Consider the following 26,549-nt stretch of genomic DNA (forward strand, 5'->3'; position numbering starts at 1 on the left):
CAGGTGGCCGGTGGCACGGTCGTCGACCATGACCTACGAAACGTCCGAGACAGCCGAGTTCCCTGGCGCCGGCGGGCCCGCCGCGCACGTCCGGCACCGGCTGCGGCTGAACAAGGTGCCTGAAGTCACCGTCTACTTCTGGATCATCAAAGTGCTGTGCACGACGGTCGGTGAGACCGCCGCCGACCTTCTGAACGAGAAGGCGGGACTCGGGCTCACCGGCGTCTCGCTGCTGATGAGCGGGCTGCTGGCGGTCGTGCTGGTGGCGCAGTTCCGCACCGGGGCGTACCGGGCCGGCGTGTACTGGCTCGCCGTCGCGCTGATCAGCGTCGTCGGCACACTGATCAGCGACAACCTCACCGACAACATGGGGGTGCCGCTGGAAGTCAGTACGGCCGTCTTCGCGGTCGGCCTGGCGGTCGTGTTCGTCGTCTGGTTCCGGCGGGAGCGGACGCTGTCCATCCACAGCATCGACACCACTGGCCGGGAGACCTTCTACTGGCTCGCCGTCCTGTTCACGTTCGCGCTGGGCACCGCCGCCGGTGACCTCGTCTCCGAGCGGATGGCCCTCGGATACCCGCTCGCCGCGGGCCTGTTCGCCCTCGCCATCGCCGCGGTCGCCGTCGCCCACTTCGCGCTGGGCCTCGACGCGGTGTGGAGCTTCTGGATCGCGTACATCCTCACCCGGCCGCTGGGCGCGTCGATCGGGGACTACCTCTCCCAGCCCACCGGGGACGGCGGCCTCGGCCTCGGCGTCGTGGTGACCAGCGTGCTGTTCCTCGCCGTCATCCTCGCCCTGGTCGTGTACCTGGCCGTGACGCGCAGGGACGTCGCCGAGCCGGACCGGAGTGGAACGTGAAGAAGCTGCCCGAGGTGACGCTCGCGTTCTGGATCATGAAGATCGCGGCGACCACCCTGGGGGAGACGGCGGGGGATCTCTTCTCCCAGACCCTGAAACTGGGGTACTTCCTCACGACGATCGCACTGTTCCTGGTCTTCGTCGTGACGCTGGTCGCGCAGTTGCGGTCCCGTCGCTACCACCCGTTCTTCTACTGGACCGTGATCCTTTCCACCAGCACGGCGGGCACCACCATGTCCGACTTCATGAACCGTGACGCAGGCGCCCAGTACCTGTCCGGCGGCGCGAGTTCCCTGGGATGGGGGCCGCAGGGCCTCGGGCTCGGCTACCCGGTCGGCGCGGCCGTTCTGATCTCGATCCTGCTGGCGATCTTCCTCGGCTGGAAGGTCAGCGGCATGACGTTCGAGATCCGCGACATCGTCACGTTCGAGGGCGAGGCGCTGTTCTGGGCGGCGATCCTCGTGTCGAACACGCTCGGCACCTCGATGGGCGACTTCCTGTCCGACAGCTCCGGCCTCGGATACGCGGGCGGCGCCCTGCTGGTCGCGGGCGCGCTCGCCGTGCTCGTGGTGCTGATGAAGGTGCCCGGTGTGCCGAACGTGCTGCTGTTCTGGATCGCGTTCGTCCTCACCCGGCCGCTCGGCGCCACGGCCGGGGACTTCCTCACCAAGCCCGTCGAGAAGGGCGGCCTGGACCTCGGCACGGGCGGCTCGTCCGCCGTGCTGCTCGCCGTCCTGGTCGGCCTGATGATCCACGCGCAGGTGACCGAGCGCCGGGCCACCGCCGAGCGGGTCACCCTGCCGGCAGGCCGACCGTGAATCCGGCCCCGGGCGTGTGCCCGGGGTCGTGCACCACATCGCCTCCGACCGTGCGGGCCAGGCGCCGGGCGAGCGGCAGCCCGAGGCCCGCCCCGTCGTGCCCGTCGTCAGGGTCGGCCCGCCGGCCGGGCTGGAAGAGCGCGGCGGTGAAGTCCCCTGGCACCCCGGGGCCGTCGTCCCGCACATCGATCCGTATCCCGGAGGCGACCGGTCCCGCCGACACGGTCACGGTGCTCCGCGCGTGGCGGACGGCGTTGTCGAGCAGCGGGCCGATGATCCGCTCCAGCAGCTCGGGCGCCGTACCCGCCTCCAGTACGGGAGTCGAGACCTCCAGCACGGTCGACACACGGTCCGGTGTGCCGAGGTCGCGCAGCAGGCGGGCGAGGACCGCGGCGACATCGGCGGTCCCCGGCGCCCTGGCCGTGTCGAGGGCCCTTTCGCGGGCGTCGTCGAGGACCGTGTCGCAGATGACGCGCATGGAGCGCGCGGCTTCGGCGACGACGTCCACGGTCGCCCGGGTCTCGGCGTCCGACCGGGGCCGCGCGCGCCACCAGTCCAGTTCGGCGACGATCCGACTGAGCGGTGTGCGCAGTTCGTGGGAGAGCTCGCCGGTCAGCTGCTGCTCGTGGCGGAGCACGGTACGGATCCGGTCGAGCAGCGCGTCCAGTGACGTGCCGAGCCGGGCGAGCTCGGCCGGGCGTTCCTCGGCGTCGAAGCGCCGGTCGGAGGCCACCGCGCTCCACTGGGTCGCCTGGTCCGTCATCGTCGCCACGGGGCGCAGCGCCCGGCCGACCGCCAGTCGCGTCAGCGCGTAGGTGCAGCCGAGCATCAGCACGTCCAGGGTCAGTGATCCCAGGAGCAGGGTGTCGGCCGAACTGCGGTACGGGGTCAGGTCCAGCGCCGTGACGACGGACGCGCCGGCCCGCCGGCCCGGGACCGGGAACGCGCAGATCCGGACGGTGCCGACCGTGGCGCAGGCCCGTGCGTCCTGTGCGGCGAGACGGCTCGCCGCCGGAGCGAGGGAACGGTCGGCCGTGGTGGGCGGTGGCCTCTCCAACAGGCGCGACCCGCTGTAGATCCACACACCGGAGTCGAGCAGGCCGTCGTTGGCCGTCTCCAGGACGCGCACTCGCGGGCCGCTGGTGTCGACGGTCGTGGCCACCGCCGCCGCCCGGTCACGCAGGGCGGAGTCCGCCTGATGCCGGAGGTGCTCGTCGGTCACGGCGTTGAACACCACCGTCAGGACGGTCATCAGCAGGGCCGCGACGGCCAGCGCGACGAGCGAGAGACGGCCGCGCAGCGTACGGGGGGTGAGCGCGGCCAGGGCGGCCACCGGACGGTTCACGACAGCCGGTGTCCGATCCCGCGCGCGGTCTGCACCGTCAGACGGCTGCCCGCCTCCCGCAGCTTGCGGCGCAGCCGACTCAGGTACTGGTCCAGGGTGTTGTCGCTGACGTACGCGCCTTCGGGCCAGCCGGCCCGGATCAGCTCACGGCGGCGTACGAGGTCACCGCGCGCCGCGACGAGCGGTGCCAGGAGCCGGAACTCGGTGGGGGACAACGGCACCGCGACACCGCCCGCGGTGACGTGATGGCCGACGGCGTTCAGGACCAGGTCGCCCGACGCGAGCGGGGGACAGGGGCCGGCGCGGTGGAGGGCGGCCCGCAGCCGGGCGGCGAGCTCGGCCAGATGGAAGGGCTTGGGCAGGTAGTCGTCCCCGCCCGCGGAGAAACCGGACAGCCGGTCGTGCAGCTGGTGCCGGGCGCTCAGGAAGACGACCGGGGCGAGGAACCCGTTGGCGCGCAACGCCTGGCACACGTCCCGTCCGTCCGCGTCCGGCAGCCCGACGTCGAGGACGAGCGCGGCGACATCGGGAGACGCCAGCCGCAGGCCGGTGGCCCCGTCGGCGGCGGGCACGGGATCGAACTCCTCCTCCCGCAGGCCGCGCAGCAGCACGTCACGCAGCGCGTGATCGTCCTCCACCACAAGGATCTTCGGACGCATGGGTCTCCCTCGGCTCCTCGGCGGGCGCCGTCGTCGGAGGCGGATTCGGATCGGCGAAGAAGGCGTCCGGCAGCAGGCGGGCGGCCAGGCACAGGCAGATGCCGAGCCAGCCGGCCGCGAACAGCCAGCCACCGAGGACATCGGTGAACCAGTGCACGCCGAGGAACACACGGGACAGCCCCACGGCCGTCCCCCAGCAGGCGACCGCGACGCGCAGCACCGTGCCGCCGCGCGGAGCCCGCACCCGGAGAGCGGCGATGAGGAGTCCCGCGGCGAGGGCCGAAGTCGTGGCGTGGCCGGACGGGAACGACCAGGCGCTCGCGTGGCCCGCCCAGAACGAGTGCGGCGGGCGCGGCCGGTGCACGAGCTCCATCGCGCCGTACCGCAGGGCCTGCCCGGCGCCCAGGACCGCGAGGCTCAGTCCGGCGGCACACAGCCGCCGGCGCCCGGTCCGTGCGGCCACGACACCGGCCAGGGCGGCGAGTATGTACGGGACCACTCCCGTGCCGGTGGCGGTCACACCCCGGGCCAACGCGGTGACGACTTCCTGCCGATGGCCTGCCGCGCGGAGCAGGAACCCGTCGTCCAGCCACAGCGCCGAGCGGCCCTGCCCGACCACCGCCATGGCCAGGACACCGAACGCCGCCCACGCACCGAGCGCGACACTGCCGAGGAGGTCGGCCACGTCCTTGCGGCTCATGAGCGGGCCAGCAGGGGGCGCAGCCGCCCGGTCCTCGACATCCGGCGGGCCAGCGCCGGCGACAGGCGCCGCACCAGCAGCATGGCGCCGAACGCGACCAGGGAGCCGACCACGACCCCGGCCAGGACATCGTGCGGATAGTGCGCGCCGACCCACACCCGGGACGCCGCCATGGCGAGCGCCACCACGGCGGCCACCGCGCCGAGACGACGCGAGACGAACAGGAGGGCCACCGCCGCAGCGGCGGCGATCGCCGCGTGGTTGCTGGGGAACGACCAGTCGCCGACGGCCGGGCACGCCTCCAAAGTCCGCACGTGCAGGCTCTGGCACGGCCGGTCCTCGCGGACCAGTGACTTGACCACCATGTCCACACCGAAGGCCAGGACCACGACGGCCGGTACCGCCAGAGCCGTCACGGCCAGCGTGGAACTCGTCCTTCGCGCCCGCCACCAGCCGAGCAGCATCAGCACCGCGCACACCCCGAGCCCGTAGGCCGACCAGGCCGTCACGGCACCGTCCAGCCAGCCCGGCGAGCGCTGCGCGAAGTCCGTCACGTCGAGGTAGGCGGACCCGTCGACCGAGGAACCGTCGTACGCGAGGATCACCGGCGGACCTCCTTCGCCGCCGCGGCCTTGCGGGCGCGGAGGAGCTCGGCGGCCAGCGGCAGCAGGGACACCACGACGATCAGCGCGACGATCGGGAGCAGATAGCGATCGACGTCCGGAATCGAGGAGCCCAGCGCGTAGCCGGCCAGGGTCAGGCCGACGCTCCACACCACACCGCCCACCGCCTGCCACAGAGTGAACACCCGCACCGGGACCTCCAGGGCACCCGCGAGCGGATTGAGCACCGTGCGCACCACCGGCACGAACCGCGCGAGCACGATCGCCTTCGCGTGCCCGTACCGCGCGAGCAGCTCCTCGGCTCTTCGGGCTCCGTCGTGCAGTCGCCGCGACCTGCTGCGGGCGAGCAGCGAGCCGCCCGCTCTCCGCCCGATCAGATAGCCGCACTGTGCCCCGGCGAGCGCGCCGAGGACCGCGGCGGCCAGGAGCGGGACCAAGGACAGGTGGACCCCGCTCCGCCCGCTGCCCGTGCAGAGCAGCCCCGCCGTGAACAGCAGGGAGTCGCCAGGCAGGAAGAAGCCGATGAGCAGGCCGGTCTCGGCGAACATCACCGCGCCGACCCCGGCCACGCCGAAGGCGGCCAGGAGGGACTGCGCGTCGAGCGGGTTCACCGCGAGCTGCGACGATAGGGCCACGAGTGTGGTCATCTGCGGGTCCTTGTCTCTGTCGGCAGCCGGGGAGCGCTGGACGCACCGCACATGGCAGGCACAGCACCTGACTGACTACAATCCTGTAGACGGTCTACATCACTGTAGACGATGCGGGGGTGAGGATCGTTCCCATGAGCACCGAGAAGGACGACCGTCGGCCGGCCGGTGAGCTCGAGGCCGCGGTGATGGCCGCGCTGTGGGCGGCGCAAACCGCGCTGACGCCGACCGAGGTCCAGGCCGAGCTGGCCTCCGGCCTGGCCCGGACCACGGTGACGACGATCCTGTCGCGGCTGTACGAGAAGGGGACGCTGGAGCGCCATCGCCGGGGCCGCGGCTTCGCCTACCGCCCGATACAGGACCCGCACGGCCTGACCGCCCTGCGGATGCACGGCGAACTCGACCGCGACAGCGACCGCGCGACCGTGCTCGCCCGCTTCGTCGACCAACTCGGCCCGGACGACGAGGAGATCCTGCGCCGGCTGCTGGAAGAAGGGGGATGACCTCACGCCGCCGCCGGGGTCGGTGTCATCCAGCGCAGGGCTTCACACGTGATGCGCCGCTCGCTCGGCCAGGGTTCCGGACCGCGTTCCCGTTCAGGCGAGGCGTGCCAGACCATGGCGGTCGGCCCACGCGCTGATCGCCTCGGCCAGTTCCTCGGGACGATCCTCGGGGGAGTGGTGGCCGGCCGGGCCGTGGCGCGAGACGTCCAGGCCCGCGATGTTCTCCTCGCACCAGGCCACGGCGCCTCGGTCGGTCATGGCGCCCCGCCCCGGCTCGAACGCGGCGAGCAGCTTGGGGACGTCAGGGCTGGCGGCTAGCCAGGCGTCGTAGCGCTCGACGCGGGCCACGACGTCGGCGGGCTCGCCGTCCAGCGGCATCATGCGGGCCCAGGCCAGCACCGGCCGACGGCTCCGCGGCGTCGGGAAGGGGCTGCGGTAGACCTCCAGGTCGGCCGGGTCGAGCGGCGTGTCCATCGTGTCCGGGAGCCCTTCGACGAAGAGGGACTTCTCCAGGATCATCTCCTCGCCCACCCTGGGGGTGCGCAGCAGAGTGAACAACTCCCGCCCTGCGGCCGGGAACTCGTCGCCGACCAGCGGCTTGACGATCGTCTCGGTGAAGGCGAGGCCGCGGACCCGGTCCGGGAGACGCGCGGCCCGGTCGAAGGCCAGCGCACCGCCCCAGTCGTGGCCGACCAGGACGGCCTCGGTCAGACCCAGGGCGTCGAACCAGGCGTCGAGGTAACGGGCGTGGTCGTCGAAGGAGTAGGCGATGTCCGGTTTCCCGGAGTCGCCCATGCCGATGAGGTCGGGGGCCAGAAGACGGCGGCCTGGTGCGGCTACCCCCGGCAGGACGTTCCGCCACAGGTGGGAGGAGGTGGGGTTGCCGTGGAGGAAGACGAACGGCAGCCCGTCGGGATCGCCGGACTCGCGGTGGTGGAGGGTGGAGTCGAGGACGGGGAGAGTGGGCATCGCGGTGTCACTTCGCTTTCCGTGCGGCGGATCGGTCAGATGTTGAGGCTCAGGACGCGGTCGACGGCGATCTCGACGACGACCAGGTCCGGCGGGGTGGGCGGGGCCGCGCCGTAGCGGGCGGCGTACCGGCGGACCGCCTCGGCCAGGCGCACGGGATCGTCGGAGACGGAGCCCCGGCCCTCGAGGGTCACCCAGCGGAAGCCGTCCGCCTGACAGAGCGCGACACGGGCCGCCGGGCCGCCCGCCTCCACGTTCCGGGCCTTGCGGGCTCCCGCCCGGGTGGTCACCCGGGCCGTGCCGGTGGCCGCGTCGAAGGTGAAGCGGACCGGCGTGACGTGCGGGGTGCCGTCGGGGCGGAGGGTGGTGAAGGTGGCGGTGTGCGGGCCGGCGAGGAACGCCTCGGCGGCGTCCGGGAGTTCCACGGCCGTCGTTCTCGTTGTTGTCGTCGCCTTCGCCCGGCTCACTTCTTCTTCACGCCTTCGTTCCAGATGAGCTTGGCGATGTTCGGCTTCACGGCCGTGGTGATCACGCCCATCGCGGTACGGACGTAGCGCCGCTCCTCCAGTTCGCGCAGCATGCTCGCCGCGAGGTCCGCACGGGCGGTGAAGACGCCGTCGGCGCTGGTCTCGGCGGTGTGGAAGTCCGTGACGACGGGGTGCTCGAAGAGACCCGAGGGCCGCACGAGGGTCCAGTCGAGCTCCGTCCGGCGGATCACGTCCTCCATGCGGCGCATGTCCTCGTGGAGGGTGCGGCCGAGGCGCCGGTTCACCAGCGGGTCGAGGACATGGTTGAAGAAGTGCGCGCCGGTGGGGCGCCAGTCCGGGTCGGCGATGCTGGAGCTGACGACGAGGAGCCGCTTGATGCCGTGGCGGGTCATGGCCTCGGTGATGGCGGTGGCGCTCGCCGAGTACGTGGTGATGGTCTCCTTGCCGAAGCGCGCGCCCAGCGCGGACAGGACCGCGTCCGTCCCGGCGAGCGCGGCGTCGACGGCGGCCGGATCGGTGGCGTCGGCGACGGCGACGGCCAGTCCGGGCCGATCGGAGGAGAGGGAGCCGGGGCGGCGGGTCACGGCGACGACCTCGTGGCCGGCGGCGAGAGCCTGGTCGGTGAGATGGCGGCCGGTCGGTCCGTTGGCGCCGAGGACTGCGATGCGCATGGTGTCGGGTCATCCCCTCGTGTGGTGGTCGGAACGCCCTTGACTGTGCCGATCACGCACCGCAGGCTCAACGCTGATGAATAACGCCGCGCCTGCTCCCGCCCGCACCCGAGGCCGCCCCCGCGGCAACCCGCCGACCCGCGAGTCGATCGTCCCGGCCGCCCGCACGCTGTTCCTGGAGCGCGGCTACAAAGGCACCACGGTGCGCGCCGTGGCCGCGGCGGCCGGCGTCGACCCGGCGCTGATCGCCTACCACTTCGGTTCGAAGAAGGGCCTGTTCGCGGACGTGATGCAGTTCCAGTGCGCCAACGCGCTGGCGGTGGACGACGTCCTCGGCGGCGACCCGGCCACCCTCGCCGACCGCCTGATCGACGCGGTCACGGGCCTGTGGGAGGACGCCGACTTCCGGCGGCTCACCGCCCAGGGCGACGAGGCCGCCGAGGTGATCCGCGAATACCTGGAACAGGAGCTGCTGGCCCGGCTTGTTGAATTTCTCGGCGGCCGTGACGCGACCGCCCGTGCGACGGCCGTGGTGACGATCCTCGGCGGCCTCATCTACACCCGCTACCTCAACCCTCTCCCCACCCCGGCCGCCCTCACCCCGGCCGAGACCCGCCGCATCCTCACCCCGGCCCTGCGCACGGCCCTGGCCCCCACCAGAGCGAGCGGCCGCGGCGCACAAGCCGCTCAGAGGTGACCGCTCAGAGGCGCCCGCTCAGAGGTGGCAGTCCAGGAACTCCCGCACCTCGGCCACGGTCATCGGCCCCGTGGCGTGCGCCACCACCTCGCCGTCCTTCAGCAGGACGCAGGACGGGGCTTCGGTGACCGCGTACCGCTCGGTCGCGGACGGGCACCGCGTGATGTCGGCGCGGACGACCGTCAGGCGGCCCGCGAAGTCGTCGGCGACGCCGCCGACGACGAGGTCCATCACCCGGCAGGGCTCGATCGCCTTGGGCCACGTCCCGGTGAAGTAGCCGAGGACCGGAACTGCGCTCATCCCGAGGATGAAATCGAACTCCGCGTCCTCACGAGGTCGGTGCACCCGCTTCGCCATGCGATCTCCTGACCTCACGTTCCGTCGTTCCTGCCCCATCATCCCGTGCGCGGTGCGCCCCGAAGACCGAGCGCCAGCGTCAGTTCCAGGACCCGGTGCGGCAAGGCGAGTTCCGGGAACAGATCCCGCAGCTGCGACATCCGGTACCGGACGGTCTGAGGATGGACGAACAACGCCGCCGCCACCTCGTCCCGCCTGCCCTGGTGCAGCAGCCACGCCTGCAACGTCTCCTCCAGACGCCGAGCGGTCGCGGCGGGCAGGGCCCGCAACGGTGCGAGCGCCCGGGCCCGCAGGTCCGCGAACGCGTCCACGTCGGCGCTCAGCACCAGCTCGGGCAGGTGCTCCTCGGTGTCGCGGATGTCGCAGGACAGGGAGCGCGCGCGGACGGCCCGTGCGTACGAGGCGGACACGCGAGCCCACGGCCGGGCCGGCCCGACCACGGCGGCACGGTCGCTCAGCTGCCGCAGGAGACGTGACCGGTCGGCATCGGGGACGAGCAGCACACCGGTGGCGTCCGGAAGATCGTCGAGGACGAGGGTGCTCGGATCGAGCGTGCGATAGGCAGGGCGGGCCTGGGCGGCGGGCAGCAGGACCGCCGTCAGCGAGACCGGAGGCTGCCACCCGGCCTGTTGCACAGAGGCCAGCAGCACGTCCGGGTTCGCCCCGGCGAGGAGGTCGCGGGCCAGGTGTTCGAGGTGGCGCTCGCGGTCCCGGCCCCGGGCGGCCAGCTCGTCGGCGTGGCCCGCGGCGCTCGCGGCGGAGAGCTCGTCGATGTAGGCGAAGGTCAGCTCGGCGAACTTGGCGACCTCGGCGGCGGGCAGACCCGCGGGTACGGCACCGGCGGCCAGGCATCGCCAGGCCACGCGGGCGCCGACGCGGTAGGCGCTGAGCAGGGCGTCCATCGACCGGCCGTCGCGCACCTCGCCGCGGCCCAGCTCGTAGGCGGCGTCACCGGCGTCACCGCCCGTGGCGTTCCCGCTCGCGAGATCCAGGTAGTGCCCCAGGGCGGTGCGGACGGCCCGGCGGATGGTGGCGCCCATGCGGCCCGAAAGGGCGTTGGCGTAGGACGGGACCTCGTCGATGATCGCCTGGACGATCTCGTCGGCGGTGGTCCTCAGCTCCGCCCGAAGCGCGGTGACCGTCGTCTCGTCCAGGGCCAGCTCGCTGGCCTTCCGGAATGCATGGCTCACGTTTTGTTCCCTGCGAACAATTCTGTCGACCAGATTTACGTCTTTCGGTCAGGACTTTACGCCTCGCGGCGCAGCAAGCTGGAGCCATGACGAGTGCAGCCCTCCGCAGCAGGGCGTGGAAACTGCTGGAGATGGTCACGACGCCGCTGCTGCCGTCGGACTACCTCGACCTGGTCAGCCCGCTGCGCGCGGGCGCCGACCTGAGAGGGCGCATCGAGGCCGTGCACCCCGAGACGGGTGACGCCGCGACCATCGTGATCAGGCCCGGACGGGGCTGGCGCGGCCACACGGCCGGTCAGTACGTGCGGATCGGGGTCGACGTCGACGGGGTGCGCCTGTGGCGCGCCTACTCCCTCACCTCGCCGACGCACCGCCAGGACGGCCGCGTCACGATCACCGTGAAGGCCATCCCGGACGGCAAGGTCAGCAACCACCTGGTCCGCAGGGCGACGCCGGGCACGCTGATCCAGCTCGACCAGCCGACCGGTGACTTCGTACTGCCGCGGGCCAAGCCCGCCAAGGTGCTCTACCTGACGGCCGGCAGCGGCATCACGCCCGTGATGGGCATGCTGCGCGACACCGAGTTCGACGACGTCGTCATGGTCCACTGCGCGCCACGGCCGCAGGACGTGATCTTCCGCGACGAACTGCACGACCTGGTCGCGGACAAGAAGCTGCGCCTCACCGAGGTGCACACCGACACGGACGGCATGCTCGACATCGCCCGTCTCGACGAACTCGTCCCCGACTGGGCCGAGCGCGAGACCTGGGCGTGCGGGCCCGCGGGCCTGCTCGACGCCGCCGAGATGCACTGGATCGAGCACGGGGTGCAGGAACGCCTGCACACCGAACGCTTCCGCCCCGGGATCGTCGTCGCGGGCGACGGCGGCGAGGTCACGTTCAGCGCCACCGGCAGGACCGTCGACGCGGACGGCGCCACACCGCTGCTGGACGTCGGCGAGGAGGCAGGCGTGCTCATGCCCTCCGGGTGCCGCATGGGCATCTGCTTCGGCTGCGTCGCGCCGCTGAAGTCGGGCGCCGTCCGGGACCTGCGCACCGGCGAGATCACCGAGGGCGAGCCGGGCGTCCTCATCCAGACCTGTGTGTCCGCCGCCGCGGGCCCTTGCGACATCGAACGGTAGGAACGCCTTGACCGCCATCGACCCCACCGCCCACCTGACCGCGGAGCAGATCGAGGAGCTCGGCCGCGAGCTGGACGCGATCCGCGACGAGGTGATCGCCGGTCGCGGCGAGAAGGACGCCGCCTACATCCGCAAGGTCATCTCGGCGCAGCGCAAGCTCGAGCTGGCCAGCCGCGGCGTGCTGCTGTTCTCGTTCTTCCCGCCGGCGTGGCTGATCGGCACCGCAGGTCTCTCCGTGGCGAAGATCATGGACAACATGGAGATCGGCCACAACATCCTCCACGGCCAGTGGGACTGGATGCGGGACCCGAAGATCCACTCCACCACCTGGGAGTGGGACCACGTCTCGCCGGCCGACCAGTGGAAGCACTCGCACAACGAGCTGCACCACACCTACACGAACGTGATCGGCAAGGACAACGACCTCGGCTACGGCATCATGCGCGTCGACGAGGACCAGAAGTGGCACCCGTTCCACCTCGGCCAGCCGCTGTGGAACTTCATCAACGCCTGCTTCTTCGAGTACGGCATCGCCGCGTACGACCTGGAGCTCGGCAGGAACCTCAGCAAGCGCCGCCGCAAGAACCCGGAGTTCCGCGCGCGGGCCAAGGCCGTGGGCCGCAAGATCCGCAAGCAGGTGCTCAAGGACTACGTGATCCACCCGCTGCTGTCCGGCCCGTCGTTCCTCCCCACCCTCGCCGCCACGTTCACCGCGAACCTGGTCCGCAACATCTGGTCGCACTCGGTGATCATGTGCGGGCACTTCCCCGAGGGCGTGCAGGTCTTCGAGCGCCGGTCGATCAAGGGCGAGACGCGCGGCCAGTGGTACCTGCGCCAGATGATGGGCTCGGCGAACATCAGCGGCAGCAAGGCCATGCACTTCATGACCGGCAACCTGTCGCACCAGATCGAGCACCACCTGTTCCCGGACCTGCCGAGCAACCGGTACGCCGAGGTCGCGGTGAAGGTGCGCGCGCTGTTCGAGAAGTACGAGCTGGAGTACGTCAGCGGGCCGCTGCCCGTGCAGGTGTTCTCCGCCTGGCGCAAGGTCTTCCGCCTCTCGCTGCCGAACAAGCAGCCCAAGATCAAGACCCCGGACCGCGAGAAGGAACTCGTCGCGGCCTGACCCCCGGTCACGGGCGAGCGCGGAGACCGGACCGGCCGAGGACCCGGACCGGATATTCGATGGGCCTGCCCGAGGTGGGCAGGCACACTCGTCGCATGTCCGACGCGCGCACGACAGCCGACCAACTCCTCGACACCCTCGACCCGCTTTCGTACCCGCACAGGGTCCGCGAGGCGGCACGCCGGGCGGCGGAACTGGCGGCGAGCCGTGAACTGGCCGGGGTGATCGCGGAGTTGGATCGCCGCGGCTCCTACGAGCGAGGCGTCGGCGCCCTGCTCGCCTGCGCCGGGCGTGACGCCGACTGGGTCGCGGCGCACCTGGCCGACCCCGACGCGTTCGTGCGCGGGCACGCGATGCGCGCCGCCCAGGGGCTGCCGGTGCCCGACGCCTCGTTCGAGACAGCGCTGCGCGATGCCCCCGCCGTGGTCCGCGCCGGGATCCTGCACCACCTCGCGGGCGGGCGGCGCCCCGCCCTCGCCGACCGCCTCGTCGACGAGGTGCGCGAGCAGTGGGGCGACACCGACGCCGCGAAGCTCCTGCCCGGCTGCTCGCGGGACGTCGTGGCGCGGCTGCTTCCTCAGGTGTTCCACGCCGTCCGCGGCTGGTCGGGACTCGCCAGGCGACACCCCGGTGCCCTTGTGGACGTCACGGAACGCGAGCTCGCCGCAGTGCCGGAGAGCGCCCGCACGCGGTGGTTCCAGGACCACGGACGGCTGCTCGCCGCGGTCGCCCCGGCCGACCCGCAGCGCGTGCTCGGCCTCTTCGACACGTACCCGCCCGACCATGTGCCGTCCCGGATCGTCTCTTGCCTGGACGTCCTCGCGAAGGCCGACCCCGCGCGGGTGCTGCGCTGGTACGCCGGTCCGTGGCGCAGGTCCCTGCCCGTCCCGTGGGAGCTGAGCCCTGCCACGCTGCGGGCCCTGGCCCGCTCGGGCGCACCGGAACTCGCCGACTGCGCACGCGCCCTCGCCGCGGACTCGGACGACCTCGCCGCCCTGCTGGACGCCCAGGCACCGGCCGACCGCTGGGCCACGTACGAGGCGGTCAGGGCCGGGCGCGGGACCAAGCACGACGGCGTGCACGACGGGCTGCTGACCGCCCTTCCCCGCCGGCACGTCGCCGACGTGGCCCGGCAAGCGGCCCGCGCGGCACGCGAGCAGGGAGAGGACTGGCTCACCGTCCTCACCGCGGAGTCCTTCCTGCCGCCCGCGGAGGCGCGGGAGGCGCTCGACGCCGCCACGCGCAGGCCGCGCGCCGAGGACCGCGGCGCGGCCTGGCCGCTGTACGTACGTCACGTCGCCCGCACCGGAGACCCGGCCGGCCTGGCCTCACTGGCCGGAGAACTCACCGCGCGATTGCGCAACGAACAGGACCCGGTGCGCGGAGCCGCCCTGCGCGCCCTCGCCGACGACGTGCACCCGCGCCTGTGGATCCCGAGCGCACTGCCGCACCTCGGCCGCCTCGTCACCGACGCCCTCCAGGCGCGCGACCGCTCGTACCCCACGAGCGCCGCCGTGTCCCGCCTCGCCCTCGGCATCCTGCGCGAACACGCGACCGCACCCGGCCGCGAGCACACCGAATGGGCCCTGGACACCCTCACCGCCCTGAACGGAAGCAGCGGCGGCCTCGACCTCGGCCGTCTCGACCGCACCTTGCGGCGCGGCCAGGAGCACGAGGTGTACGCGGCGCTCCGCCCGCGGATCGAGAGTGAGGCGGCGAAGAACGAGTACCGCCTCGTCCTCGCCCTGGCCCGCGCCACCGGACGCCGCGCCGCCGGGATGCCCGAACTTCAGGACTGGCTCCGCCACGCGATCGAGCACGGCAACGACACGACCGTCCGCACCGCGATCCAGCTCTGGCTGGAGCCGAGCGCCACCCGCGACACACGCGTGGCGCACATCCTCGACCTCGAACCGTCCGCCGTCGAACTCGACTGCGTGGCCACGGTCGTGGCCCACCGCCGCACCGACCTCCTCGACCGCTTCCTCACCGACCGGCCACCGCTCGGGCGGTTCCTCACGGCGAAGGGCGCCTGGGCGTTCCCGGCGGACCGGTCGGCGGTGCGCCGCTGGCTGCCGCGTCAGCAGCAGGCGTACCTGCGGCAGTTGCGGCGCATCGCCGACGACGCGGGGAGTCTTTCCTGGCGCCGTGGTCTCGCCGTCCACCGCGCCGCGCACGTACCCGACCGCGGGTACGCCTTCGTACGGACATGGGCCGCGTCCCCCGACGTCGTCATCGCCGAAGCCGCCCTCAGCGCCCTCGGCCGGAGCGGGGACGACCTGCCCCTGCTGCTCGACCACGCCGGCGGAGACCGTGCCCGAGTCGCCGTGTACGCGGCAGCCCAGGCCGCCCGACACGTGAGTCCCTCCCGACTCGCCGCACTCCTCGACCACTTGCTCACCGGCCCCGGCAAGAAGGTCACCAGCCGGAAGGAAGGCGCCCGCCTCGCCGCGGCCTGCCTGCCCGCCCCCGACGCGGCGCGCCTGCTCGCCCGCGTCTACGCGGCCGCCGGCACCCACCCCGACGTGCGCGCCGTCTGCGTCGCCTTCGCCGCGCGCCGCCTCCTCGGCCAGGAGCCCGCCTGGGAGATCCTCACCGACGCCGCACGCGAGGACCGCCCGGCCGTACTGCGCGACGCCGCCCTGCGCCCGGCCCCCTTCGACATCGCCCCGGCACACCGCGAGCGCTACGCGGCCCTCGTCGCCGCCGTCGCCGACACCGACCACGACGAACTCGCCGCCACGGCGCTCGCCGCACTCACCCGCTGGGCACCCTGGTCGCCGAAGGCACCCGCGCTGTTCGCCGGGGTCCTCCTCGACGTACAGCGCCGTACCCGCGGCCTGTGGCGCACGGCGGCCGGCGGCCTCGTCGACGAGGCCGGCCGCACCCCGGACCGGGCCGCCGCGCTGCTCGCCGCCGTGGCCGCCCTCATCGACCTCGGCAGCGAACCGGACGCGGGGGAGGAGCGAGACCGGCCCGCACACCGCCGCGTCGAGTACGTGGCGGAACTCCTCGCCGGACGGGCTCCCCGAACCGCCGCCCTGCGTCCCGCCGCCCGCTCCGTCGCTCTGCTCCTCGCCGGGCACGACACCTGCACCGAGGCGGCGACGCAGGTCCTCCTGGCGACCGTCGACCTCGCGGCCCCGGAGCCCGGCCTGCGGGAACTGGCGCGGCTGCACGCCGACCGCCCCGCACTCGCCGCCCGCACCGCCGAGGTCCTGCGCCACCGGCTCCGCCACGAGGACCCCTCGGAGCACGAACTCGACCGCGCGGCACGGTCGCTGGCCGCCTCCGGCACCCATGCGGAGGGACTGTTCGCCTGGGCGATCACCAAGGCGTCCGGCGACCGCAGCGCCTGGCCCGCCCCCTGGCGCGCCCACCTGGCTGCCCTGCGCAGACACCCGTGCCCGGACGTCCGCGACGCGGCGGTACGCGTCTGCACGGCCCCCTGACGGCTGCTCAGAACTTCACCGCGATCGCGACGTGGGGCCGCTTCCCGAGCCGGGCGACGGTGGCGGGCAAGTCGGTCAGCCACCACTGCCAGGTGTACTTGCGGGCGAGCCGCTTCCGTACGGCCTTGAGGCCGTCGGCGTCCAGGAGCCGGCCGGTGCCCTCCAGGCGTGTCGCGTCGGCCGCGATCCGGCCGCGTACGTCACACGCGGCGACGACCACGCGCGGGTCGCGGCGGAGTCGCTTCACCTTCCAGGAGTCGATCCGGGTCCACACGTACAACTCGTCACCCTCGACCGCGAACCAGACAGGTGTGGCGACCGGAGTCCCGTCCTTGCGGAAGGTGGTCAGGCTGACGTACCGGCCTCGGCTCAGTTCGGCGGGAATCATGCGCGGTGCTCCTTGATCCGGTCGGGTGGCGACCCTGGTGCGGCGATGAGGCCATGATGGCGCAAGGACAGTTCGGGGGAGACCGAACTGTTCCGGACCTAGCGTCAGGGCCATGACGCACACGATGCACGAGTTCGACCGCTCCGCGGACATCGAGGCGGCGCTCGCCGACCCGGCGCTCGTCCCTGAGCCGCCCGCCGCGGACGGTGGTCCGGCCGGGGCCGGCGTCGCGTGGCTGCGCGCCACCGTGGCCCGGTTCAGCTCCGGTGAGGCGCACCGGCGACGGCGGGCTCTGGTGGAGGCCGAACTGGCCCGGCTCGAGCCCGCCGAACTGCGGAGGGCGGTCGGGGCGGGGCCCGAAGGGGAGGTCCGGGTACGGGTGGTGCGGACCCTTGCCGAGGCGCTGGGGCTGCCGGACTCCGGGGCAGCCGCGGCGGACGTGATCGTGGTGGCCGGGGCCTGTTTCGGGGGCGCGGAAGCGACCGTGGCCGAGGACGGGGCGGTGGCCCGGCTGGTGGCGCAGTGCGTGCCGGTGCCGGCGGACGAGGTCGCTCTGGAGGCTGCCGCCCATCGCATCGGGATTCTGGTGCAGGCCTGCGCGGCGACGGCCGCGCTGGTGGAGGCCGCGGCCGGCAGCGACGTACCGCTCGCTCGGGTGCTCCGGGAGAATCCGCCGGTGGCGGTCATGCGCCGGGTCGCCGCTCGTGCCACCCGGGTCGCCGGTCGCGAGATCGCCGAGGGCGACGGGGTGCTGCTGGACCTCGCGACGGCCAACCGGGCTCACCCCGTGCCCCTCACCTTCGGCGCACCGCCGCGTGTCTGCCCCGGCCGGGCCCACGCCCTGGCCCTGGCCGACGGCCTGCTCCAGCGCCCGCGGACCGCCTTCGCCCGGCTGCACGACCAGGCCACCCCGCTGCTGCTGCCCAACGCCTGGGACTACGCGTCCGCGGCCCTTCTGGCGGCGCGGGGCTTCCGCGCCGTCGGCACCACGAGTCTCGGCGTGGCCGCGGCCGCGGGTCTCCCCGACGGTGCGGCGGCGACGGTCGAGGAGACCTTGGCGCTGGCCCGCCGACTCGGACGGGGCTCATTCCTGTTCACCGTCGACGTCGAAGGGGGATTCAGCGATGACCCTGAGGAAGTGGCCGAGCTGGCCGGAAGGCTGCACGACGCGGGCGCCGCGGGGATCAACCTCGAGGACGGGCGTGCGGACGGCTCCCTCGCCCCCGCGGAACTCCACACCGCGAAGGTCGCGGCCGTCAAGGCCGCCGTGCCCGAGCTGTTCGTGAACGCGCGCACCGACACCTACTGGCTCGGACGCCAGGAGGAAGAGACCCGGACGCGTCTCGCGGTGTACGAACAGGCGGGCGCGGACGGGGTGTTCGTGCCAGGGCTCTCGGATCCGGACGGGATCGCCGCCCTGACGGCGACCCTCGTCGTCCCGCTGAACATCCTGTACACGCCGACCGGTCCCACCGTCACCGAACTGGCCGCCCTGGGCGTCCGCAGGATCAGCCTCGGCTCCCTGCTGTACCGCAACGCCTTGGCGGCGGCGGTGACCACCGCGAGCGGCATCCGCGACGGCCTGCCGACGGACCCTCCGGCCCTCTCCTACGCGGAGGTACAGGCGTTGGGGGCGCCTACGGGGAGGCCACGAGGCGCCATGTGAGGCGAGGCCCTCGCGTCACGCGGGCTTCCGCCCAGGAGCGGACAGCGGCGCGTCGATGTCGTAGACACGCGCGTCGACATGGTCCAGGGCGTGCCGTACGGCTCCGAGCATGACGGCCTGATCGCCGAGGTCCGAGATCGCCAGGGCGGGCGGCTCCAGGCACAGCGGGTCCAGGTGGCGGCGCAAGGGCTCCATCAGCACGTCCGCCGATCGCGACACACCGCCGCCCAGCACCACCAGGTCGGGGTCGATGCTGAGCACGAGCGCCGCGATGCCCTCGGCCAGGCTCTGGGTGAAGCGGTCCACCGCCTCGAGCGCCGCCGGATCCCCGGCCCGGGCCGCCGTGAGGACCAGGGCGGCCACCTGCTCGCGCGGGGTTCCCTCGGCCAGATGGGGATACGCCATCAGCTGGGCGGGGGCCCGGTGCCAGCCGACGAGCGGAAGGGCCCCGATCTCGCCGGCCGCGCCGCGTCGCCCGCGGTGCAGTTCGCCCCGGATGAGGATGCCGCAGCCGGTGCGCAGGCCGGACAGGACGAAGACCACGTCGTCGACCTGTTGTGCCACGCCGGTCCAGCGTTCGGCCAGGGCCGCCAGATTGCAGTCGTTCTCCACCAGGACCGGTGCGTCGAAGTCCCGGCCGACCTCGGCGGCGAGATCGAGGCCGGTCCACTCGGGCAGGCTGTCGGAGAGCCGCACCATCCCCGACGAGCTCACCACGCCCGTCGTCCCCACACACACGGCCATCACGTCGGCCCGGGTGAGCTCGGCCGCCGCGAGCGCCTCGTCCGTGGCGTCGCGCAGGGCGGCGAGTCTCTCCGCGCGGCCGATCGAGGCGTCCACCGCGGCGGAGTGCCGGCCGGCGACGACTCCGTCCAGGTCGCAGACGACCGCCCGGATGCTGGAGGCGCCCACATCGAGCCCCAGGACGTGTCCGGCCTCCGCGCGGAAGCGGAACAGGCGCCTGGGACGGCCCATATGGCCTGCCTGCGGCGGCACTTCGCTCAGCCACCCCATGCCGGTCAGTTCCTCCACGAGTCCTTCGACCGTGGGCCGGGAGAGCTCCGCACGCGCCGCCAACTCCGTGAGCCCGATGGGCGGTCCGCCCCGCAACGCCCGCATGGTGGCGACCATGTTGATCCGCCGCATGCGCGATCCGTCGCTCCCACGAATCTTCAACTGCACACACCTCAACATGTATTGACAGAACTCGACGCTACTAATAAAAACATCCTTCATTAGTAAGTCGCAAGCAGCCAGCGGAGGTTGTCGATGCACGGTCCGGAAGTCGAGCTCGCGGTCATCGGCGCAGGCCTGAGGGGTACGGGATACGCCCGCCGGGCCCGCGTCACCGGCCGGGCGCGCATCACGGCCGTGGCCGAACCGGACCAGGAACGCCGCACACGCTTCGCCGAGGAACACGGCATCGACGAGCGCAACGTGTTCGAGGACTGGCGCGACCTCCTCGACCGGGAACGTCTCGCCGACGCGGTGATCATCTCGACGCAGGACAGCATGCACGTCGAGCCGGCCGTCCGCGCCGCCGAACTCGGCTACCACCTCCTGGTGGAGAAGCCGATGGCGCCGACCGAGAAGGAAGCCGCACAGATCACCGAGGCGGCCGAACGCCACGGCGTCCTCCTCGCCGTCTGCCACGTCATGCGCTACACCCGCTACACCGAGACGCTCAAGGAGATCCTCGACGCCGGGCGCATCGGCGACATCATGAACATCCAGCACCTCGAGCAGGTCGGCTGGTGGCACCAGGCCCACTCCTTCGTCCGCGGCAACTGGAGCAACGAGGCCGCCTCCGCGCCCATGCTCCTCGCGAAGGCCTGCCACGACCTGGACTGGATCGTGCACATCAAGGGAGCCCTGCCCCGACGGGTCTCCTCCTTCGGCAACCTCGTGCACTTCCGCCCGGAGAAGCGGCCCCAGAAAGCCGCCGACAACTGTCTCGACTGCCCGGTGGAATCCACCTGCCCCTACTCCGCCAAGCGGATCTACCTGGACTGTCTCGGCGACCCGGCCAAGGAGTGGTGGCCCCTGTCCGCCGTCACCGACGACCACACCGAGGACGGCGTCCTGGCCGCCCTGCGCGAGGGACCGTACGGCCGCTGCGTGTACGCCTCGGACAACGACGTCGTCGACAGCCAGGTGGTGGACATGGAGTTCGGCGACGGCACCACCGCCAGCTTCATGATGACGGCCTTCGCCGCGCTGGAACACCGTAAGACCCGCGTCTTCGGCACCCACGGCTCCATCGAGGGCGACGGCGTGAACCTGCGCATCCACGACTTCCTCACCGACACCCACTCCACCGTCGTCACCGACACGAGCCCCGGAGCCTCGGCGGCCGAAGGGCACGGCGGCGGCGACGAGGTCCTCCTGGATGCCTTCGTCGAAGCCGTACGCGACAAGGACCCGACCCCCATCCGCTCCACCGGCCGCGAAAGCCTCGACACCCACCGGGTGGTCTGGGCCGCCGAGACCGCCCGCCGTACCCGCACGGTCAGCACCCTCGTCCCGCAGGACAGACCCTTCACCGGAAAGACGATGTGATGAAGCAGCCCCTGACCCGCACCACCGCGCTCGCCCTGCTGTGCACCCTGGCCCTCGGCGCCGCCGCATGCGGCAAGAAGAACAGCGGCGACTCCGCCGAAGGAAAGGCGGACGCGTCCTTCTCCTACACCTCTACCTGGGGCAGGGACGAACCGCAGGCGAAGATCTTCCGCGCGGCGATCGCCGACTTCACCGCCTCCACCGGCATCAAGGTCGACGTGAAGTGGATGGGCCGCAACGGCACGGACACCCTCGCCACCGAGATGGCCGCAGGACGGGGCCCCGACCTGTTCGACACCGGCACCGACACCATGGGCAAGCTCCGCGCCCAGAACCTGCTGGCCCCCCTCGAAGACGTCCTGAACCAGAAGATCCCGGGGGAGGGCAAGACCGTCGGCGACGTCCTGCCGGCCGCCGCCGAGGAAGCGTCCAGCGACGAGAAGGGCCTCGGCCTGATACCCCACACCGTCATCTCCACGGGCGTGTGGTTCGACGCGAACAAGCACCCCGACCTCGCCGAGACCCCGCCGCGGACCTGGCCCGAGTTCACCGCCTACCTGGACAAGGCGAAGAAGGCGGGCCGCACCCCCCTCGGCCAGGACGGCACCGTCCCCTTCTACAACGCCTACTGGTTCTACTCCGCGCTCGTCCGCGCCAACGGAGCCGGCAGCCTGCACGCCCTCGGCACCGACGCCGCGGCCTGGGACAGGCCCGAGGTGCTCGCGGCGGCGAAGCAGGTGCAGCAGCTCGCCGAAGGCGGCTACTTCCAGAAGGACTTCATCGCCACCAAGTACCCCGCCGCACAGGACAAGTTCGCCACCGGCACCTACGACCTCAACATCAACGGAACCTGGCTGACCAGCGAGATCAAGCCGAAGCTGCCCGCCGACGCCAAGATCGAGTCCTTCCAGTACCCGGCCGGCGGAAAGAACTCCGTCGAAGCCGGAACGCTCGGCTGGGGCGTCAACGCCAAGGGCAAGCACCCCGACGCCGCGAAGAAGTTCCTCGCCTTCTTCCAGCAGAAGAAGTACGCCTCCCGCATCGGGACCGAGGCACTGAACATCCCCGCCCGGTCCGGGGTGCCCGCCCCCGAGAACCTCACCGGCATGCAGAAGACCATCACCGACGCCACCGCGGTCCACAAGCCGTACGACGGAGCCCCCGCTCTGAACGCCTGGTGGACCGACATCTTCATGCCGCTCGACGACAAACTGCTCAGCGGCAAGATCACCGCACGGGAGTTCGTGGCCCAGGGCAAGGAGAAGAGCGCCGCCTCCATCAAGGCCAACAGCTGACCCTGCCCGGCAGCGCGACGCCGCAGCCCCCCGTCCGACCCCCGGCCCCCCGACGCCCCCGAAGCAGGTGACCATGAGCGCGACAGCAACCCGGACCCCGCGCGACACCAGGCCGACCAGCACGCCGCCCGATCAAGCGACCAGCAGGCGACGCAAGGTCAGGCCCGCACGGGAGAGAGCGTTCTGGCGCTTTCTGACCCCGGCTCTCGCGCTCTACACCGCGCTGTTCGTGGTGCCCTCGCTCTACGGCGTCTGGGTCAGCCTGTACCGCTGGCCCGGCCCCGGCTCCGAGATGACCTGGCGCGGCCTGAAGAACTACACGGCGCTCCTCCACAACGAAGCGTTCCTGTCCTCGTTCTGGAACACCCTGGTCCTGGCCGTGGGCGGGGGCGGCGCCGTCTTCGCGGTCACGTTCCTCGCCATGACCGTGCTGCGCCAGCTCAAGGGCCGGGCGTTCATCCGGGCCGTGGTGTTCCTGCCCATGATCATCTCGGCCATCGCCGTTGGCGCCGCCATCGGGTTCCTGCTCAACCCCGACGGCGCCGTCAACGACATCCTCGCCGTCCTTGGGATCGACGGACTGCCCTGGCTCGGCCCCGACCTCGTCTTCCGCTGCATCATCGCCGGCCTCGTCTGGTCCTCCACCGGCTTCTACATCGCTCTGATGATGTCCGCCGTCGATGCCATCCCCCCACACCTCTACGAGGACGCGCACCTCAGTGGGGCCACCAAGTGGGAGCAGTTCCGGTACATCACCCTCCCGTTGACCTGGGACGTCTTCTCCGTGGCCGCCGTTCTCTGGGTCGTCAACAGCCTCAAGGTGTTCGAGATCGTCCTCGCCTTCACCACCGGAGGCACACCGGGCAACCCGCCGCTGGAGGCACGCACGGTCGCCGTGCAGCAGTACATCTCCATCGCCGGCGGCACCACGGTCCCAGACCTGGGACAGGGAGCGGCCATGGGCGTGGTCGTCGTCCTGATCACCGCGGTCCTGATCCTGCTGATCCGGCGCCTCACCCGCCGCGACCGAGTGGAGCTCTCGTGAACCCCGTCAGAAACAACCGTGCGCCCGCCCGGATCGTCGGCGACATCCTGCTCCCGAGGCTCACCGCGGTCGCCCTGTGGATCTGGGCCGCCTTCAACCTCCTCCTGGTCGCCTGGGTCGGCCTCCAGTCCCTCAAGTCCTCGCGCGACGTCTGGATCCACCCGTTCTCGCTGCCCACCGCACCGCAGTGGGCGAACTACTCCTCCGCGTGGCAGGCCGCCCAGTTCTCGAAGGCGGCGCTCAACAGCGTCCTGCTGACGGCCGTGGGCGCCTTCCTCATCGTCGCCGTCGCAGCCCCCGCCGCGTATGCGCTCGCCCGCTCGTCACGACGCGCGGCGGGCGCCCTGACCAGCTACTTCGCCATGGGCATGAGCATCCCGCTCCAGACCCTGATCATTCCCGTCGTCGTCGTCAAACTCTCCCTCAGCACCTTCATGGTGGACTGGGTCACCGGCTGGTGGGACGACCGCATCACCTTGCTGATCTTCGAGGTCGCGCTCTCCCTGCCCTTCGCCGTCTTCGTCCTCACCGGCTACTTCCGCTCCCTGCCCGGCGAGGTCGAGGAAGCCGCCGAACTCGACGGGGCCGGACCCCTGCGCACCTTCGTCCAGGTCATGGTCCCGCTGGCCCGGCCGGGCATCGTCACCGTCCTGGTCCTCAACGTGATCGGCCTGTGGAACTCCACCCTGCTGGTCATGATCATCGCCCCCGGCGAGGACGAACGCACGCTGCCCGTCGCCCTGCTCAACCTCTACGGCACCATGCAGTACTCCTCCGACTGGGGCGGCATGTTCGCCGGCATCGCGATCCTCGTCTACCCGATGGTCGTCCTCTACCTGTGGTGCGGCCGCCGCATCGTCGACGGCATGACCGCAGGCATCGGCAAGTAACAACCAGCACTGCGCACCACGACGCACCACGACGCACGACGAATCCAGGAACCACCCCATGTGACGCAGACCTTTCCCCCAGGAGGCTCCATGCACAGCAGGCGCGCCCTTCTCACCGCCGCGCTCGGCACGGCCCTGACCGTCGCCCTGCCGGCCGGCACCGCGAGAGCGGCCACGGGCACGACGTACTACGTGGACTCCACCGCCGGTGACGACTCCGCCAACGGCACCTCCACGACCACGCCGTGGCGCACCCTGGCCCGGGTGAACCAGCAGGTCTTCCAGCCGGGCGACACGGTCCGCTTCCTCGCCGGAGGCACCTGGACCGGCCAGTTCGCCCCCAAGGGCTCGGGTGCCGAGGGTGCCCCGGTCACGGCGACCTCGTACGGCACCGGCGCCAAGCCGCACATCGCCGGCAACAACACCGTCGCCTCGGCCGTCCTCCTCGAGAACCTCAAGCACTGGACGCTCGACGGACTGGAGATCACCAACGGCACCGGATCGACCACCTGGCGCGTCGGTCTCGAGGTCCGCGCCAAGGACATCGGCGCCGTCCCCGGCATCACCCTGCGCAACCTGTACATCCACAAGATCGACGGAGTGGCCCAGGTCGGCTCGGGCAACATCGGCTCCGCCGGCATCCTCGTCAACGTCCGCGGCAACAGCGTCCCGACGTACTACACCGGCATGCTGATCGAGAAGAACGAGATCGCCGACACCAAGGCGTACGGCATCACCACCTGGTCCACCTGGATGCAGCGCGAGGGCTGGACCTCCCTGTGGGGCGAACTCAACATCCCCGCGGGCGAGTACGGCCCCTTCACCCCCAGCACCGGCCTCGTCGTCCGCGGCAACTACGTCCACGACGTCGGCTCCGGCGGCATCAACCCCAACCAGGTCGCCGACACCCTCATCGAGTACAACACCGTGGCCCGCCCCACCTCCACCACCACGAACGTCGGCATCTGGTGGTCGGGCGCGGACCGCACCACGGTCCAGTTCAACGAGGTGTACGGAGCCCGGTTCGGCGGCCGGGGACTGGACTGCACCGCCTTCGACGCGGACGCCTCCACCCACGACAGCCTCGTCCAGTACAACTACAGCCACGACAACGGCGGCGGCTTCTTCATCTCCGTATCGCTCGGCACCGCGCCCGCCAGTGCGATCGTCCGCTACAACATCAGCCAGAACGACGGCAACGAGATATTCACCTTCTCGACCAACACCGACGGCGTCGACGTCTACAACAACACCATCTACGTCGCGTCCTCACCCAGCCGCCCGCTGTACAAGATCGCGCAGGTCTACCACAACCCGAAGAACGTCACCTTCCGCAACAACCTCTTCGTCAACCAGGCGAACCTGGCCTACGACACCGCCGGGATCACCTACCGCAACAACCTCTACCGCGGCGGCCCCGTCCCGCCGGACACCGCGGCGATCACCGGGGACCCCAAGCTCACCGCCCCCGGCACGGCCACCTCACGCACCGACCTCACCGGCTACCGCCCCCTCACCGGATCAGCCGCGATCGGCGCCGGCCTCGCCGTCACCGGCAACGGAGGCCGGGACATCCTGGGCGCCACCCTGCCCGCCGCCGTCGCGGTCGGCGCCGTCGAGGGTCTGCCGGGCAGCTACGGCGCACCCGTCGCCTCGACCACCATGGGCACCGGCCAGGGATCCATCGCCGCGGTGGTCGACGGCAAGGAGTCGACGAGCTGGGCGAGCCCCGTCACCGTGACGCTGCCCGGCAGCATCACGGTCGACCTCAAGACCACCCGAAGCGTCTCCTCGGTGACCCTGGCCACCCACTTCGGCCAGGGACAGGGATTCACCCGCGTGGACATCCAGACGTGGAACGGGTCGGCGTGGACGACCCGGCTGACCGACGCCGCCATCACCTGGGCGAGCAACACATCCACCGTGGAACGCCGCACCCTCACCCTGCCCACCCCCGTCGACACCTCCCAGCTCCGCCTCGTGGTCAAGGCGGCCAACCGCCAGTGGGGCAACATCGCCCTCAACGAGCTCACGGTCGCCTGACGAGGGACGCCCGCCCGGCCGGCCGCGCCTCGGCGCGACCGGCACCCCTCACGCAGGCAGCGTGTCGCCGGGGAAGCCGTGGCACGGGTGAACCTCGCAGCGCATCATCCCGGCGCGCACGCAGGGGTCCCCGGCCATGATCTCCGTGGCCTCCTCGGCCGGCACGGTCATGATCGCGACGCCGGCCAGGGTGTCCGAGCCGACCGGGCACAGGACCGCGATCACCCCGTCGGCGCGCAGCGACACCATGCGCCGCTGGTGTTCGCGCTCGACGGCGTCCGCGCCGTCCATGGTCCGCTCCGGCCCCCACCGAAGGAGCGCCAGGCTGTACGGCTTCGCGGTTTCGGCCAGAGCCCGGATCTGTTCGTCCGTCACGCTCGCGCTCACGGTGTCTCCTTCTGCTTCCGGGAACTTCTC

Annotated in this window: 26 protein-coding genes; 13 read left to right on the forward strand and 13 right to left on the reverse strand. The window is 71.9% G+C overall.

Going from position 1 to position 26,549, the window contains the following annotated elements; genetic code table 11:
* The first annotated feature begins 28 nt into the window (after positions 1–28).
* Entirely contained in the window at positions 29–859 is an 831-nt protein-coding gene (locus ACIBTU_RS02190) for a hypothetical protein (RefSeq protein WP_399123969.1), read from the forward strand.
* Positions 856–1,677, forward strand: a complete 822-nt coding sequence (locus ACIBTU_RS02195; RefSeq protein WP_399123970.1) for a hypothetical protein — start codon at positions 856–858, stop codon at positions 1,675–1,677. The genes ACIBTU_RS02190 and ACIBTU_RS02195 overlap by 4 nt, the downstream gene beginning before the upstream one ends.
* On the opposite strand, the gene ACIBTU_RS02200 is transcribed toward ACIBTU_RS02195, so the two are convergent.
* Genes ACIBTU_RS02200 through ACIBTU_RS02220 form a run of 5 tightly spaced genes read right to left on the reverse strand, consistent with a single transcriptional unit; the run spans position 1,652 to position 5,651 of the window.
* Positions 1,652–3,022 (reverse strand): sensor histidine kinase, encoded by a 1,371-nt coding sequence (locus ACIBTU_RS02200; protein ID WP_399123971.1) that lies wholly within the window; start codon positions 3,020–3,022, stop codon positions 1,652–1,654. The two genes, ACIBTU_RS02195 and ACIBTU_RS02200, sit on opposite strands and share 26 nt — an antisense overlap.
* Positions 3,019–3,681, reverse strand: coding sequence for a response regulator transcription factor (locus ACIBTU_RS02205; protein ID WP_399123972.1), 663 nt, complete (start codon positions 3,679–3,681; stop codon positions 3,019–3,021). The genes ACIBTU_RS02200 and ACIBTU_RS02205 overlap by 4 nt, the downstream gene beginning before the upstream one ends.
* Positions 3,635–4,381 (reverse strand): phosphatase PAP2 family protein, encoded by a 747-nt coding sequence (locus ACIBTU_RS02210; protein ID WP_399123973.1) that lies wholly within the window; start codon positions 4,379–4,381, stop codon positions 3,635–3,637. The genes ACIBTU_RS02205 and ACIBTU_RS02210 overlap by 47 nt, the downstream gene beginning before the upstream one ends.
* On the reverse strand, positions 4,378–4,986 hold the full coding sequence (locus ACIBTU_RS02215; protein WP_399123974.1) for a phosphatase PAP2 family protein: 609 nt from the start codon (positions 4,984–4,986) through the stop codon (positions 4,378–4,380). The genes ACIBTU_RS02210 and ACIBTU_RS02215 overlap by 4 nt, the downstream gene beginning before the upstream one ends.
* A complete protein-coding gene (locus tag ACIBTU_RS02220) occupies positions 4,983–5,651 on the reverse strand; it encodes a DedA family protein (RefSeq protein ID WP_399123975.1) in 669 nt (222 codons plus the stop codon). Before ACIBTU_RS02220 ends, ACIBTU_RS02215 begins: the two co-directional genes overlap by 4 nt.
* 134 nt (positions 5,652–5,785) lie before the next feature.
* On the opposite strand from ACIBTU_RS02220, the gene ACIBTU_RS02225 reads away from it, so the two are divergent.
* Complete coding sequence (locus tag ACIBTU_RS02225) at positions 5,786–6,154, forward strand: BlaI/MecI/CopY family transcriptional regulator (RefSeq protein ID WP_399123976.1); 369 nt, start codon at positions 5,786–5,788, stop codon at positions 6,152–6,154.
* Positions 6,155–6,247: 93 nt separating this feature from the next.
* Here the strand turns inward: ACIBTU_RS02225 and ACIBTU_RS02230 are convergent, their stop codons facing one another.
* Genes ACIBTU_RS02230 through ACIBTU_RS02240 form a run of 3 tightly spaced genes read right to left on the reverse strand, consistent with a single transcriptional unit; the run spans position 6,248 to position 8,282 of the window.
* Positions 6,248–7,162 (reverse strand): haloalkane dehalogenase, encoded by a 915-nt coding sequence (locus tag ACIBTU_RS02230; protein ID WP_399124217.1) that lies wholly within the window; start codon positions 7,160–7,162, stop codon positions 6,248–6,250.
* Positions 7,159–7,548, reverse strand: coding sequence for a pyridoxamine 5'-phosphate oxidase family protein (locus ACIBTU_RS02235; RefSeq protein WP_399123977.1), 390 nt, complete (start codon positions 7,546–7,548; stop codon positions 7,159–7,161). Before ACIBTU_RS02235 ends, ACIBTU_RS02230 begins: the two co-directional genes overlap by 4 nt.
* Before the next feature lie 38 nt (positions 7,549–7,586).
* The gene (locus ACIBTU_RS02240) at positions 7,587–8,282 is read right to left on the reverse strand and encodes an NAD(P)-dependent oxidoreductase (protein WP_399123978.1); all 696 of its coding nucleotides are present in this window, start codon (positions 8,280–8,282) and stop codon (positions 7,587–7,589) included.
* Between the two features lie 76 nt (positions 8,283–8,358).
* On the opposite strand from ACIBTU_RS02240, the gene ACIBTU_RS02245 reads away from it, so the two are divergent.
* Positions 8,359–8,979, forward strand: a complete 621-nt coding sequence (locus ACIBTU_RS02245) for a TetR family transcriptional regulator (RefSeq protein ID WP_399123979.1) — start codon at positions 8,359–8,361, stop codon at positions 8,977–8,979.
* Between the two features lie 18 nt (positions 8,980–8,997).
* Here the strand turns inward: ACIBTU_RS02245 and ACIBTU_RS02250 are convergent, their stop codons facing one another.
* Positions 8,998–9,336, reverse strand: coding sequence for a thioredoxin family protein (locus ACIBTU_RS02250; RefSeq protein WP_399123980.1), 339 nt, complete (start codon positions 9,334–9,336; stop codon positions 8,998–9,000).
* Between the two features lie 38 nt (positions 9,337–9,374).
* Positions 9,375–10,526: a PucR family transcriptional regulator gene (locus ACIBTU_RS02255; protein ID WP_399123981.1), complete on the reverse strand. Its 1,152-nt coding sequence runs from the start codon at positions 10,524–10,526 to the stop codon at positions 9,375–9,377.
* Between the two features lie 131 nt (positions 10,527–10,657).
* Between ACIBTU_RS02255 and ACIBTU_RS02260 the strand changes: the two genes are divergently transcribed.
* The 3 genes from ACIBTU_RS02260 (at position 10,658) to ACIBTU_RS02270 (ending at position 16,246) form a co-directional block, all read left to right on the forward strand.
* Complete coding sequence (locus ACIBTU_RS02260; RefSeq protein WP_399124218.1) at positions 10,658–11,668, forward strand: ferredoxin reductase; 1,011 nt, start codon at positions 10,658–10,660, stop codon at positions 11,666–11,668.
* Between the two features lie 7 nt (positions 11,669–11,675).
* Positions 11,676–12,794: a fatty acid desaturase family protein gene (locus ACIBTU_RS02265; protein ID WP_399123982.1), complete on the forward strand. Its 1,119-nt coding sequence runs from the start codon at positions 11,676–11,678 to the stop codon at positions 12,792–12,794.
* Between the two features lie 95 nt (positions 12,795–12,889).
* A complete protein-coding gene (locus ACIBTU_RS02270; RefSeq protein ID WP_399123983.1) occupies positions 12,890–16,246 on the forward strand; it encodes a hypothetical protein in 3,357 nt (1,118 codons plus the stop codon).
* Positions 16,247–16,253: 7 nt separating this feature from the next.
* Here the strand turns inward: ACIBTU_RS02270 and ACIBTU_RS02275 are convergent, their stop codons facing one another.
* Positions 16,254–16,634 carry a PPOX class F420-dependent oxidoreductase gene (locus ACIBTU_RS02275; protein ID WP_399123984.1) on the reverse strand — a complete coding sequence of 127 codons (381 nt, stop codon included), beginning with the start codon at positions 16,632–16,634 and terminating at the stop codon, positions 16,254–16,256.
* Positions 16,635–16,746: 112 nt separating this feature from the next.
* On the opposite strand from ACIBTU_RS02275, the gene ACIBTU_RS02280 reads away from it, so the two are divergent.
* Positions 16,747–18,300 (forward strand): isocitrate lyase/phosphoenolpyruvate mutase family protein, encoded by a 1,554-nt coding sequence (locus tag ACIBTU_RS02280; RefSeq protein WP_399123985.1) that lies wholly within the window; start codon positions 16,747–16,749, stop codon positions 18,298–18,300.
* A 15-nt stretch (positions 18,301–18,315) separates the two neighbouring features.
* Here the strand turns inward: ACIBTU_RS02280 and ACIBTU_RS02285 are convergent, their stop codons facing one another.
* Positions 18,316–19,446, reverse strand: a complete 1,131-nt coding sequence (locus ACIBTU_RS02285; protein ID WP_399123986.1) for an ROK family protein — start codon at positions 19,444–19,446, stop codon at positions 18,316–18,318.
* Positions 19,447–19,569: 123 nt separating this feature from the next.
* Here ACIBTU_RS02285 and ACIBTU_RS02290 point away from each other — a divergent pair, with 123 nt between their 5' ends.
* The 5 genes from ACIBTU_RS02290 to ACIBTU_RS02310 all read left to right on the forward strand — a co-directional run bounded on the left by ACIBTU_RS02290 (position 19,570) and on the right by ACIBTU_RS02310 (position 26,132).
* Positions 19,570–20,859 (forward strand): Gfo/Idh/MocA family protein, encoded by a 1,290-nt coding sequence (locus ACIBTU_RS02290; RefSeq protein ID WP_399123987.1) that lies wholly within the window; start codon positions 19,570–19,572, stop codon positions 20,857–20,859.
* Positions 20,859–22,154, forward strand: a complete 1,296-nt coding sequence (locus tag ACIBTU_RS02295; RefSeq protein ID WP_399123988.1) for an ABC transporter substrate-binding protein — start codon at positions 20,859–20,861, stop codon at positions 22,152–22,154. Before ACIBTU_RS02290 ends, ACIBTU_RS02295 begins: the two co-directional genes overlap by 1 nt.
* Positions 22,155–22,227: 73 nt before the next feature.
* Positions 22,228–23,199 carry a carbohydrate ABC transporter permease gene (locus tag ACIBTU_RS02300; protein WP_399123989.1) on the forward strand — a complete coding sequence of 324 codons (972 nt, stop codon included), beginning with the start codon at positions 22,228–22,230 and terminating at the stop codon, positions 23,197–23,199.
* A complete protein-coding gene (locus ACIBTU_RS02305) occupies positions 23,196–24,089 on the forward strand; it encodes a carbohydrate ABC transporter permease (RefSeq protein ID WP_399123990.1) in 894 nt (297 codons plus the stop codon). The genes ACIBTU_RS02300 and ACIBTU_RS02305 overlap by 4 nt, the downstream gene beginning before the upstream one ends.
* Positions 24,090–24,179: 90 nt before the next feature.
* Positions 24,180–26,132, forward strand: a complete 1,953-nt coding sequence (locus ACIBTU_RS02310) for a discoidin domain-containing protein (protein ID WP_399123991.1) — start codon at positions 24,180–24,182, stop codon at positions 26,130–26,132.
* A 48-nt stretch (positions 26,133–26,180) separates the two neighbouring features.
* On the opposite strand, the gene ACIBTU_RS02315 is transcribed toward ACIBTU_RS02310, so the two are convergent.
* Positions 26,181–26,519, reverse strand: a complete 339-nt coding sequence (locus tag ACIBTU_RS02315; RefSeq protein ID WP_399123992.1) for a hypothetical protein — start codon at positions 26,517–26,519, stop codon at positions 26,181–26,183.
* Between the last annotated feature and the right edge of the window lie 30 nt (positions 26,520–26,549).

Source organism: Streptomyces sp. NPDC050145, from assembly GCF_044460245.1.
GTDB lineage: Bacteria > Actinomycetota > Actinomycetes > Streptomycetales > Streptomycetaceae > Streptomyces.